Source organism: Bacillus sp. 491mf (assembly GCF_900112415.1).
Lineage (GTDB): Bacteria > Bacillota > Bacilli > Bacillales > Bacillaceae_G > Bacillus_A.
Genome location: NZ_FOLV01000007.1, coordinates 43,971 through 56,088 on the forward strand (window position 1 = coordinate 43,971; position 12,118 = coordinate 56,088).

Below are 12,118 nucleotides of genomic sequence, written 5' to 3' on the forward strand. Positions count from 1 at the left end.
GTGCGAGGTTTCAAACAAAGGAAGACAGTAAGTACGGGTCATGTTGTACTTTGTATAGCAACGATTTATCCAGCATTAACGGGCGGTAAGACCCCCACCTCAATATTCAGAGAGAAGCAAAGAAGATAGGTGGGGGGATAACTGCCCGTAAAAGCCCGATTGGTTCAACTAACCGTCAGTGGGGGATGAAGAAAACCCCCACTGACGGAAGTTTCACTTTATACGTCGGAAAATAAAAATAGATATGAAATATGCTGCGAAAAGGGTGCTTGACTTTAGATAATCTTGTCTTTTCACACGAAACTGACACTGTTATAATGTAAGAATATAACGTGGTTATTTGTTTATATTTACCATTAGAATGGAGCGATATCGAGTGAGTGTATTCGATATTGAAGGAGGAGTATGTTTTGGATCTACTACAACTATTTAAATTACAAAAAGAATTAGATGATCGTATTGCGAAAGAACATAATTTAGAACCGAAAAAATTATTAAAAGAAAAAATGCTAGCACTGCTTGTGGAAATTGGCGAACTTGCAAATGAAACACGCTGCTTTAAATATTGGAGTAACAAGCCATCATCTGAGCGTGAAGTTGTACTAGAAGAATACGTAGATGGGTTGCATTTTATTTTATCTATCGGAATCGATTTAGGAATCGATAAAAATTTCTTGTTTTATAAATGTGCACTAACAAATAAAACGCAAGTAGAAATTTTCTTAGATGTATATGCGAAAGCAATTCGTTTTAATGAGCAACCATCTATTACAAATTACATTGAATTGTTTACGAGCTACCTTCGTTTAGGACAAGCGCTTGATTTTGGACAAGAAGAGATTGAGAAAGCATATTTAGATAAAAATGAAGTAAATCATCAACGTCAAACAGAAGGTTATTAATGAAATTTTTTGAATATTCTTCATCGCTCTTGTATAATTGAAGAGATGAAAAAAAGGAGGACATTGTCCAATGACTAAACTAGATGCGACCTTGACGATGTTAAAAGAACTAACAGATGCACGGGGGATTGCAGGAAACGAACGCGAGCCTCGTGAAGTAATGAAGAAATATATCGCACCGTTTGCTGATGAAGTATCAACAGATAACTTAGGAAGCTTAGTTGCGAAAAAAATTGGTGACGGCAATGGTCCCAAAATTATGGTAGCCGGTCATTTAGATGAAGTCGGTTTTATGATTACGCAAATTGATGATAAAGGGTTCTTGCGCTTTCAAACAGTTGGTGGCTGGTGGTCACAAGTTATGTTAGCACAGCGTGTAACAATTGTTACGAGCAAAGGTGATGTAACAGGTGTCATTGGTTCAAAACCACCGCATATTTTACCAGCTGAAGTTCGTAAAAAGCCAGTTGATATTAAAGATATGTTTATTGATATTGGTGCTTCTAGTAAAGAAGAAGCGCTGGAGTGGGGCGTACGCCCAGGAGATCAAGTTGTACCATATTTCGAATTCCAAGTAATGAAAAATGAAAAAATGTTACTTGCGAAAGCATGGGACAACCGCATTGGCTGTGCAATTGCAATCGATGTGTTACAACAATTGAAAGATGAAAAACATCCAAATATTGTATACGGTGTTGGAACTGTACAAGAAGAGGTAGGTCTTCGCGGAGCGAAAACATCCGCACATTATATTCAACCTGATATCGCATTTGCAGTAGATGTTGGAATCGCTGGTGATACACCAGGAGTAAGCGACAAAGAAGCGCAAGGAAAAATGGGTGATGGCCCACAAATTATTTTATATGATGCATCTATCGTTGGACATAAAGGTCTTCGTGACTTCGTTGTTGGCGTAGCAGATGAATTAAATATTCCATATCAATACGATGCACTTCCTGGCGGCGGAACAGATGCAGGAGCAATTCATATTGCTGTAGACGGTATTCCAGCAATGGCAATTACTATTGCAACTCGCTATATTCATTCCCATGCGGCAATGTTACATCGCGATGATTATGAAAACACAGTGAAGTTAATTGTAGAAGTTGTGAAACGTCTTGATACTGAGGCTGTACATAACATTACATTTGATTAATACAAAAAAGAGCGAGAGGATAGCCTGTCGCTCTTTTTTATTAAAATGACCCCTTTAATCCAGCTGCTGTAAATGGACCTAAAATAATTAAACGAGCTAGCTGCAAGGCCATATAATGAGGTGTATATGGCATATTTTGTCTTAGCCATGAAATGATCATTCCTAAATGTGCACCTGTTACATAACTAATAAGGATGTCACGCGGTACAACTAACTGATCTTCGTTTGGTTGTGAAATAGAAAGACTAAGAAGCAAATTCGTTTGAATGGCTTTCATCATTCGAGAGGAAAACTTCGGAATCCCGTTCTCGCCAAGCATCACTTGATAAAAGAAAGCATTCTCAGCAATATGATTAAACAAAGAAAGAAAGACAGGATGAGGAGTATCGAGGGTAAGTTGAAACTCACTCTTATTTAATTCTTTCGGTTTGAGAATGTCTGCAAATGTGGTTAGCATTTCTTCGGTGCTTTTGTCTAGAAGGTCATATTTGTCATAATAATGGCTATAAAAAGTTGCACGGTTGACAGTTGCCTTTTCAGCAATATCTTGAACTGTAATGCTATCGAAACCTTTTTCGTGTATTAAAGATATAAGAGCATCACGAATTGCTTGTCTCGTTCGTTTTACGCGTGGATCGTTTGAGTTTTTAATAGACATTTTCACTCTCCTTGCTGAATTTTATTCATTTAACCAACAGATGTTTAGTAAAGTGTCGGTTAAACAACATACATATCCAAATTGTTGGTTGTAGATTCAAAATAATTATTTATAATTATAAACGATATTCCTTTAGAAAACAGCACCACTTGCATGTGGACAAAAACGGTTTTGTCATGCAAAAAGGTGTGATTTTTTTCATTAATGGTTAATATAATTAACAATTAATGAATATAAACAAAAGGGATATGAAATAGTTTAGAAAAAAATTATATGCGATATAAGGAGAGGAAAGCAATGAATCAGTTTCGAAGAATAATAATTATCAATATTATCACGTTAATTGTATTAGTTGGTGGTGGTGTTGGCGGTTATTACTATTACAATCAATCTCAAAATTATTTAAAAACAGAAAATGCAAAAATTGATGGAAAAATAATTCCAATCGCATCACCAGTAGCAGGGAAGTTAACAGAATGGAAAGCTGAAGCAGGTAAGAATTACAATGAAAACGATAAATTAGGTACTGTTTCTATAGTGGGACCAAACGGTGAGCAAACAGTGGATGTAACAATTCCGAAAAATGCAACTGTTGTTCAATCAAATGCAACAACAAATGCTTTTGTTGGAGCAGGTAGTCCAATTGCGTATGCATATGATATGAATGATTTATGGGTAACAGCAAATATTGAAGAAACAGATATTGATAGTGTACACAAAGGTCAAGAAGTAGACGTGTATGTAGATGCATATCCTGATACAACGTTAACAGGAAAAGTAGAACAAGTTGGTTTAACAACAGCGAATACGTTCTCTATGCTACCATCAAGCAATGCAACAGCAAACTATACAAAAGTAACACAAGTTGTACCAGTTAAAGTTTCTTTAGATCATAGCAAATCAGTAAATATTGTTCCTGGAATGAATGTGACAGTTCGTATTCATAAGTAAGGGGGGAAGATAAAATGTCCTCAACTTTAATTGTAGGATATGCATTATTTTGTATTGTCGTCTTCTTCCTTGTAAATCGTCTTTTAAGAAAGAAAAAAACGAACGCGGGAGAAGAAAAAGTCCCAGCCGTAAGTAAGATAGAAGCAAAGCAACCAGAACAAGAAGTTTCAAATGTTGTGGAATTAGAAACACCAAAAAAAGAAGTAGTAGAACAAGAAATACCGAAAATTACAAAAGAAGAACCCAAAAAAGAACCAAAAAAGCAATTGCCAGTAGAAAATGTAAATGTAAAAGCAGTTGTAGCAGTATTAATTCTCGGTATGTTCGTGTCAATTTTAAACCAAACAGTCATTAATGTTGCTTTGCCAGCATTAATGAATGAATTTAACGTATCCACTTCAACGGCACAATGGTTAACAACAGGATTTATGCTTGTAAATGGTATTTTAGTGCCAATTAGTGCGTTTTTAGTTTCACGGTTTACGTATCGTAAACTATTTGTAGCAGCGATGTTGTTCTTTACAGTAGGTTCTATTATTTGTGCTGTATCTGGAAGCTTCACGATGATGATGACAGGACGCGTGACGCAAGCAGTTGGAGCAGGGATTTTAATGCCAGTTGGTATGAATATTTTCATGACTTTATTCCCGCCTCATAAGCGCGGAGCAGCGATGGGGTTACTTGGGGTAGCGATGATTTTAGCACCAGCTATTGGACCAACTATAACAGGTTGGGTTATTCAAAATTACAATTGGAACTTAATTTTCTACGCGATGTTTGTCATTGGTTTATTTGTCACATTCCTATCTGTAAAATTCTTTACACTAGCTCAGCCAGTTTCTAAAACAAAGTTAGACATATTTGGCGTTATTAGTTCAAGTATTGGGCTTGGTAGCTTACTGTATGGATTTAGTGAAGCCGGAAATAAGGGTTGGAGCAGTGTGGAAGTTGTGATTTCACTTATCATTGGTGTAATTGGGATAGCGTTCTTTATTTGGAGAGAGATGACGACGGATAATAAGATGCTTGATTTACAAGTATTTAAATATCCAACGTTTACTTTCACATTATTAATTAACGCAATTGTAACGATGGCACTCTTTGGAGGTATGTTATTACTTCCTGTATATCTGCAAAATATTCGCGGCTTTACGCCAATTGAGTCAGGTTTATTGCTTCTTCCAGGATCATTAATTATGGGGATCATGGGACCAATTGCAGGAAAGTTATTTGATAAATATGGTATTCGTCCATTAGCGATATTTGGATTGGCTCTTACGACATTTGCAACATATGAATTTACTAAGTTAACAATGGATACACCATATAGCGTCATTATGACGGATTATATTATACGTTCATTTGGTATGGCATTCATTATGATGCCAATTATGACAGCGGGTATGAACGCACTGCCAATGAAGTTAATTTCTCACGGTACTGCAACGCAAAATACATCAAGACAAGTAGCAGGTTCAATCGGTACAGCGATCTTAATTACAATTATGACGCAGCAAACAACAAATCACGTCGCAGATTACGGAAATATGCTAACGAAAACAAATCCAATTTTAGTTGATAAGGTACATGGAATGGGACAAAACTTAGCAGCGGTTGCTGGATCAGCACAAGCTGGAGATGTGATGAGCACGCAACTATTATTCGGACAAATTTCGAAGCTGTCTGCGATTAACGGTATTAATGACGCATTCTTAATTGCAACAATATTAGCGGGTATTGCTTGGGTATTATCACTATTCTTACCATCAGGTAATAAGCCAAATCGAAAAGCAGGGAATTAATTTCTCTGCTTTTTTCTTTTGGATATTATAAAAAAATATGGATAATTGATAGAAATAAACCGCCATTATGCAATCATAATGGCGGTTCATTTAGTACAAGAAAGAACATGTATTAATTGTGATGTGAAGCAGAATAGCGGGAACGATAGAGTTCGTTTGTTTATATAATAAAGAAGCAAAGAGACCAGTAATAAAGGCGCCCACCATAATTCCAACTGAATACGTATGAGCGATACCGAATAATAAACTCGAAATGATAGCAGCTGGCCAAAATGTGAATTTCTCTCCAAAGAAACGTAAAAGTATGCCTCTGCATATTAGTTCTTCTTTAATAGGTGCAAGTAATCCAACTGTAAGAATTAGTAAGAATTTGTACTGTTCTAACGTAGCAAAATTTAATGCATCTACTTGCTCTTGTACCGAATTAGGGAAAATTTTATCTAGTATAACAAGGTCGATAAAAATACCGATAGCGTAATAAAGGAGTATGTATATATACGTACGAAAAGATTTTAAACATTGAAAATCAATCGCTGGTAATACTAGAGTTTTAAGTGGTTTATACTTTGCGATATATAGCATTAAAAAGAATAGGGCTATGAATTCATAACTAATACTTTCAAGTGATTCAAGTAGAGGAGTATGTGTATTTGGGCGAACATATTTATATAACTCGATAGGGAGTATAGTGAAAACTCCATTAATCATTGGAATAACGAGAATGATCATTAACAGGATTCCAAAAAATTCAAGCCAAGATGTTTTCGTTTGCTGTTCTATTTGTATATGTGTTTGCAAAGTCTTGCTCCTTTCTAGTAGTAGTAGTAATTTGACTTTGTGTATCCCTTGTTTATGTTAAAAACGCGAGCATATTATTCATCATATGAAATAATATAGCAGGAATAATAGAATTTGTTTTTTTATATAATACAGCCATAAATATCCCCGTCATAAAAGCGCTGGCCATAACACCTAAAGAATATGTATGGGCGATTCCGAAGATGAAACTGGATCCAATTGCTGCTATCAAAAATGGAAAACGTTGCTGGAAAAATTGAAGAATGACTCCACGGAAAATAAGTTCTTCAATAATAGGGACGAAAATCGCACCTTCTAAAATTAGTAGAGTTTTATATTGTTTTAAAGTATTTAAGTTTAAAGCTACATCTTGTTCCTGCGTTGCATGAGGAAATATCTTAGAAATTATAAATATATTAATCGTAATACTAAACACAAAGAAAAGAAATAAGTATACATATGTGCGAACTTTCTGGAGTGCTTGGAAATTTAAAGCAGGTAATAACAGTTCTTTCATAGGTTCGTATTTAAAAATAAACAATAATAAAATGAGCAGTTGTAATAAAGCACCTCCGGTTGCTCCAAGTGAGCTATATAGGGCGCTTGTTTTTTTATCAGAAATGCCTTCGCTATAAATCATAAATGGAAGACTTATAAATAAGTCACTTATGATCTTTGCCCCAAAAAAGGCAAATAAAACAGAACCGATGAATTTTCCCCATGATAAGGAATGTTTTTGATCATATGTAAGTTGTATAGAATGTTGCATATATCGAATCCTCTCTATTATTTATATATAAAATTATACATATTTAGATAAAATGTACCATAAGTTAATGTTACATAATAGTTTGAAATTTTGTGATTAAAGTGAAAATCACCTTAGCTTTTACTAAGGTGATTTTTGTTCTGTTATTGATTAACATATTTGCTCCGCTTTTTCATTGGTAGAAATATGAGCAGAGGATGTTGATTGTTGGACTTGTAATTCACGATCTACCATCTTATCTAATCGCTTGATTGCTTGCAGTGCTTTTTCATAAGAGATTGCTCGGTAGTGATGTGCCCCGCCCGGTTCTTCATCGGCTTCGTCTGCCCATTTAATAATATTTTGGAGAGGTGTTCTCTCAAGTGATTGTTCTAGTAGAAAAGAATCAGTGTGCAGGAGAATGGCAACAGAAATTTCCTTTGCTTGTTTTGGATGTTCTCCTAATCGGATTAGCAATTTATGAGCTCTTTCTGCTCCTTTAATGGCGTGTATATCATTCTTTTTATATAATTCATAGTCCCATTCCCCATCACGATACCATGTATGATGTCCGATATCATGAAGAAAGCCAGCCTTTGTTGCCGCGTCGACTGAGGCGTGATGCTTTTTTGCTAAGTGAAACGCATGATAAGCGACGGCAATCGCATGGACCATTCCAGAACGGTTTACATACTTTTGTGTAATATGGTGTTGGAAAATTTGTTCAAGCGTGATACGGCGCATAAAGCATTCACTCCTTTTGTTCATTGATGTATATGATGAAAACGAATAGATAGCCATAAGTATATTTTGAACATTTTACTTCATCATATTGTGTTAGTAAAGTAATTAGTGATGTAATAGGGAAATTTTTATTCTACTTTTACTTGAATATAACCAGCATCGCCTTGCTCCCAAAAAACGCCGATATAATATACGTATGTTCCAGGTTTACTTGGAAGAGGAATTGTATTGTGAGTTGTATTTCACACTATTAATTTTATTTCGGATAGGAAAAGAGAATCTAGTATTTGCTAGAGAAGACCATGTCGTTAGGGTTGATAGAAGAGATAAAAAACTCATAATATAGAGCGAGGTATCAAAAATCCTACTGGTACAGAAATCATGCCCAACTTTGGAGATATTTTAACAGAATGATCAAGAATTGTATAAATGTCTATTTCACATAGCCATATTTGGTCATATATATATGGTACCCCTATAAAGAAAGGATTTGACTTTATGGCTCTTTTAACTAACTGTGAAACCTGCACTCCTCCTGCGGGTTCAACACCTATTCTCACTCTGAATGTACCTGGTGGGCTTGCTATTGACCTATTAGGAATTCATATTGAAGCTTGTCCAATCTGTGTTACAGTATTCACTGATGGTGGTACACTAACAGCTCAACAACAAGACATTGTAGATAACCTTCTTCAGACTGTTCGTATTTTTAATCCGGATATTAAAAACTTTCAAAAATAAATAAACTAATAAGTGTATAGATATATCAAAAAGCCTTCGTTTTTCTCCTTAAGGCTTTTTGAAGTGAACCCATAAAGTTAGACGGGTTATTTGATTATGCGGCGGTTAAGGTCTGAACTCGGTATTGTTACTTAGTTCAGGCCTTTTAATTTTGCCTTAATTCGTTTGTGATTGTAGTAATCTATATATTTCATTAGTTCTTTCTTGATTGATCTACACTTTCAAATTCCTTCATAATGCGTTGCACTTTTTTAGGTGTGAGTTCTGGCTAGTCGTTTTGGGAATACTCCACGAATTTAACGTAACTGGATATAAAAAAATCGGATTGCTTATAAAAATGCACAAAACCCCCGAATTGTGGACGAAAAAAATTTCCATGATTCGAGGTACAGTTCACACATGCATGCTCCCTCTGTTTTAAACCTCGCCCGTGGCAGAAAAAGGCCCTGACCGCTTCTACGCATAGCCAGAAGCTTTCGTCTCTCGAAAAAGAAGTTTGGTTTTAATTAACTGATTAGTTCGAAAAAAACGTTCTGTTTTGACTAATCAATTAAATAATTATGTTAAAATTAAATTACATTTATTTGGAAATGTTGTGTTTGTTTGGAAAATGAAATAGTTATTCCAAAGAAGAACGGTATAATTAGTTATCTTTCTTTGGTTATTGGAATTATTTGTTTTTTTATCGTTTTTGTAACACCGACAAGAATAGCGAATATCGGAAGTTTAGTTGGAGATTATATAACATTTTTTCTTACGGGAATAGGTATCATACTTTCTATAATCGGGATAGCGAAGAAAACAGAGAAAAATGTAGTTCCTATAATATCTTTAATCCTCTCCTCTTCTTTCTTTATATTTTGGATAATCGCGATTTTCTTATTGGTGACGGGTCAAATTGAATTTGCTCCGTAGCATGCAAATACCTTTAAACTATAGTTCAAAAAGAATAGTAAAATATTTCGCCAAAAAACGCTCAGACTTCTGAGCGTTTGAATTTTTTAACAAATAAGTCGCTGCTATGTAAAATACAACATGCCCCGTACTTGTTTGCTCTTTTTGTTTTAAACCTCGCCCGTGGCAGAAAAAGGCCCTGGCCGCTACTATGCACGGCCAGAAGCTCTCGTCCTCCCCTAAAAAAGGGTTTTTTATATCTGTTTTACCCCTGCTTATTTTTTTACACCTTGCTCTAGCGTCGCTAACATCTCATGCTTTTCACTATCATCAGCATTTTTCCAAATCACTTCGAATAACACACCAAGTCCTGGAAGCATTTTTTCTTCTCCGCTTTGAATCGCATCGACAATTGTTTCTTGTAATTGGTCTTGTGTATTTCCAGCTATGTTTGCTAATACAGCACCGCGTAAATTAAAGTTCATCGCTTTCACCTCTTTTTAGGAATGGAAACTGACGTTAGTTTTTGTTCTTTTTTATGTAAATATGTATGAAAAATAGGCTATAATGAGAAGACAAGAAGAGAGGGAATGCATAGAATGAAAAACATTGATTCAGTACAAAATCCGCGCGTAAAGCAGTGGAAGAAGCTGCAGACGAAAAAAGAGCGCGATAAAAAAGGATTATTTTTTGTAGAAGGATTCCATTTAGTTGAGGAAGCTTTAAAAGCAGGCGTTGTAACAGAGTTAATCGTCTCAGATCAGACGGATCTTCCGAAAGATTGGACGGTTGATGATGTAGAAATGTATATTTTGTCTGAAGCGGTTGTAAAATTGTTATGTGAAACAGAAACGACACAAGGAGTATTTGCGGTTTGTGAGAAACATGAAAAAGAAATTGCTCTTACAAATGGGAAGTTTCTACTATTAGACGGCCTGCAAGACCCAGGGAATTTAGGGACAATCATTCGTACCGCAGATGCAGCTGGACTTGATGCTGTTATCCTTGGAGAAGGATGTGTCGATGTATATAACAGTAAAGTACTACGTTCTACGCAAGGTTCTGTATTCCATTTACCGATTGTAAAAGGAAACTTAGAAGAATGGGTAGACAAGTTAACTGAAAATAACGTTCCTGTATACGGAACAGCACTTGAAAATGGTGTTCCATACGGTGAAGTAGCACCGACAGGAAGTTTTGCATTAATTGTAGGTAACGAAGGAAACGGTGTTCGCCAAGAGCTTCTTGCGAAATGTAAGCAAAACTTATATATTCCGATTTACGGAGGAGCAGAATCATTAAATGTTGCGGTTGCAGCAGGTATTTTAACGTATTATTTGCAAACTCCGGTTGCGAATCGATAAAAAACTTCTTATAATAGGTGGAAGTGAAATAGTTTAAAAAACGATGATAGAGAAGAGTAACTTGCAAAATCGCCATATAGGGAGAGAGTGCCATAGACTGAAAGCATTCTTATGGTAGACGGAAGTGAATTCACCTCTGGAGTTGACGCCAGGACCATGTAAATGTAAAGGCGTTCCGGTTGAAAAAGCCGTTATAACGAATTAAGTGGGCAGACTCGTTCTGTCAATTTAGGGTGGTACCGCGAATTTACCTCGTCCCTTTTTAGGGAGCGAGGTTTTTTTATTTTTATCATTAGGAGGGTTCCAAATGGAAGCACGTTTAAAAGAGCTAAAGCAAAAAGCGTTAGAGCTGATTGAAGAAGCGAAAGAGCTAAAGGGCTTAAACGATGTACGCGTTGCGTATTTAGGAAAAAAAGGTCCGATTACAGAAGTACTGCGCGGCATGGGGAAATTATCTCCAGAAGAGCGCCCGCTTATGGGAGCTTTAGTAAATGAAGTGCGCGAGGCAATTCAAACGCGTTTAGAAGAAAAAGTTAATCATTTAGAAAAAACAGTAATTGAAGCAAAATTAGCATCTGAAACTATTGATGTTACATTACCAGGTCGCCTTGTAGAAACAGGTTGTCACCATCCGTTAACAGCGGTTGTTGAACAGATTGAAGATGTGTTTATCGGTATGGGATATGAAGTTGCAGAAGGAACAGAGGTAGAGAAAGACTACTATAACTTCGAAGCATTAAACTTACCGAAAGATCACCCAGCGCGTGATATGCAAGACACTTTCTACATTACAGAAGAAACATTACTACGTACACATACATCTTCTGTGCAAGCAAGAACAATGGAAAATAATAAAGAAAAAGGCCCAATTAAAATTATTTGCCCTGGTAAAGTGTATCGCCGTGATGATGACGATGCAACGCATTCACATCAGTTCATGCAAATTGAAGGCCTTGTAATCGACAAAAACATTCGCATGAGTGACTTAAAAGGTACATTAGAAGTATTCGTGAAAAAAATGTTCGGTGAAGATCGTGAAATCCGTCTTCGTCCAAGTTTCTTCCCATTCACAGAACCATCTGTTGAGATGGATATTTCTTGTATGATGTGTCACGGGAAAGGTTGCGGTACTTGTAAAGGGACTGGCTGGATTGAAATTTTAGGTGCTGGTATGGTTCATCCGAACGTACTTGAAATGGCAGGCTATGATTCAAAAGAATATCAAGGTTTCGCATTCGGTATGGGTGCAGAGCGTATTGCAATGTTAAAATACGGCGTTGATGACATTCGTCATTTCTATACAAATGATGTACGTTTCTTACAACAATTCAAACGAGCGTAAGGGAAGGAGAGGATAAAT

13 protein-coding genes, 1 pseudogene and 1 other annotated feature are annotated in these 12,118 nt (G+C 36.1%); of the genes and pseudogenes, 8 read left to right on the forward strand and 6 right to left on the reverse strand.

Annotated features, from left to right (window positions below; genetic code table 11):
* Positions 1–410 precede the first annotated feature (410 nt).
* Together BM211_RS09330 and BM211_RS09335 are read left to right on the forward strand one after the other, a co-directional pair.
* Positions 411–902 (forward strand): dUTP diphosphatase, encoded by a 492-nt coding sequence (locus tag BM211_RS09330; RefSeq protein WP_035431727.1) that lies wholly within the window; start codon positions 411–413, stop codon positions 900–902.
* A gap of 70 nt (positions 903–972) precedes the next feature.
* The gene (locus BM211_RS09335; RefSeq protein WP_035431725.1) at positions 973–2,058 is read left to right on the forward strand and encodes a M42 family metallopeptidase; all 1,086 of its coding nucleotides are present in this window, start codon (positions 973–975) and stop codon (positions 2,056–2,058) included.
* 40 nt (positions 2,059–2,098) lie between these two features.
* On the opposite strand, the gene BM211_RS09340 is transcribed toward BM211_RS09335, so the two are convergent.
* Positions 2,099–2,716, reverse strand: coding sequence for a TetR/AcrR family transcriptional regulator (locus BM211_RS09340; protein ID WP_035431723.1), 618 nt, complete (start codon positions 2,714–2,716; stop codon positions 2,099–2,101).
* Between the two features lie 297 nt (positions 2,717–3,013).
* Here BM211_RS09340 and BM211_RS09345 point away from each other — a divergent pair, with 297 nt between their 5' ends.
* Both BM211_RS09345 and BM211_RS09350 read left to right on the forward strand, forming a co-directional pair.
* A complete protein-coding gene (locus tag BM211_RS09345) occupies positions 3,014–3,667 on the forward strand; it encodes an HlyD family secretion protein (RefSeq protein WP_090996603.1) in 654 nt (217 codons plus the stop codon).
* 14 nt (positions 3,668–3,681) lie between these two features.
* On the forward strand, positions 3,682–5,469 hold the full coding sequence (locus BM211_RS09350; RefSeq protein ID WP_090996606.1) for a DHA2 family efflux MFS transporter permease subunit: 1,788 nt from the start codon (positions 3,682–3,684) through the stop codon (positions 5,467–5,469).
* Between the two features lie 90 nt (positions 5,470–5,559).
* Here the strand turns inward: BM211_RS09350 and BM211_RS09355 are convergent, their stop codons facing one another.
* The 3 genes from BM211_RS09355 to BM211_RS09365 form a co-directional block, all read right to left on the reverse strand.
* Positions 5,560–6,267 carry a CPBP family intramembrane glutamic endopeptidase gene (locus BM211_RS09355; protein ID WP_035431717.1) on the reverse strand — a complete coding sequence of 236 codons (708 nt, stop codon included), beginning with the start codon at positions 6,265–6,267 and terminating at the stop codon, positions 5,560–5,562.
* 52 nt (positions 6,268–6,319) lie between these two features.
* A complete protein-coding gene (locus BM211_RS09360; protein ID WP_035431715.1) occupies positions 6,320–7,036 on the reverse strand; it encodes a CPBP family intramembrane glutamic endopeptidase in 717 nt (238 codons plus the stop codon).
* 150 nt (positions 7,037–7,186) lie between these two features.
* Positions 7,187–7,759 (reverse strand): HD domain-containing protein, encoded by a 573-nt coding sequence (locus tag BM211_RS09365; RefSeq protein ID WP_035431713.1) that lies wholly within the window; start codon positions 7,757–7,759, stop codon positions 7,187–7,189.
* Positions 7,760–8,257: 498 nt separating this feature from the next.
* Here BM211_RS09365 and BM211_RS09370 point away from each other — a divergent pair, with 498 nt between their 5' ends.
* Positions 8,258–8,500 carry a hypothetical protein gene (locus BM211_RS09370; RefSeq protein ID WP_141771614.1) on the forward strand — a complete coding sequence of 81 codons (243 nt, stop codon included), beginning with the start codon at positions 8,258–8,260 and terminating at the stop codon, positions 8,498–8,500.
* A gap of 131 nt (positions 8,501–8,631) precedes the next feature.
* On the opposite strand, the pseudogene BM211_RS27410 reads toward BM211_RS09370, so the two are convergent.
* Positions 8,632–8,735, reverse strand: a pseudogene (locus BM211_RS27410) (IS3 family transposase); the annotation flags it as partial.
* A 368-nt stretch (positions 8,736–9,103) separates the two neighbouring features.
* On the opposite strand from BM211_RS27410, the gene BM211_RS09375 reads away from it, so the two are divergent.
* Entirely contained in the window at positions 9,104–9,415 is a 312-nt protein-coding gene (locus BM211_RS09375) for a hypothetical protein (protein WP_090996610.1), read from the forward strand.
* Positions 9,416–9,669: 254 nt separating this feature from the next.
* Here the strand turns inward: BM211_RS09375 and sspI are convergent, their stop codons facing one another.
* Entirely contained in the window at positions 9,670–9,879 is a 210-nt protein-coding gene (gene sspI / locus BM211_RS09380; protein WP_035431706.1) for a small acid-soluble spore protein SspI, read from the reverse strand.
* A 114-nt stretch (positions 9,880–9,993) separates the two neighbouring features.
* Between sspI and BM211_RS09385 the strand changes: the two genes are divergently transcribed.
* Complete coding sequence (locus BM211_RS09385) at positions 9,994–10,758, forward strand: TrmH family RNA methyltransferase (protein WP_035431704.1); 765 nt, start codon at positions 9,994–9,996, stop codon at positions 10,756–10,758.
* 34 nt (positions 10,759–10,792) lie between these two features.
* Positions 10,793–11,021, forward strand: a binding site (T-box leader).
* 44 nt (positions 11,022–11,065) lie between these two features.
* On the forward strand, positions 11,066–12,100 hold the full coding sequence (gene pheS, locus BM211_RS09390) for a phenylalanine--tRNA ligase subunit alpha (protein WP_035431702.1): 1,035 nt from the start codon (positions 11,066–11,068) through the stop codon (positions 12,098–12,100).
* The last annotated feature ends 18 nt before the right edge of the window (positions 12,101–12,118 follow it).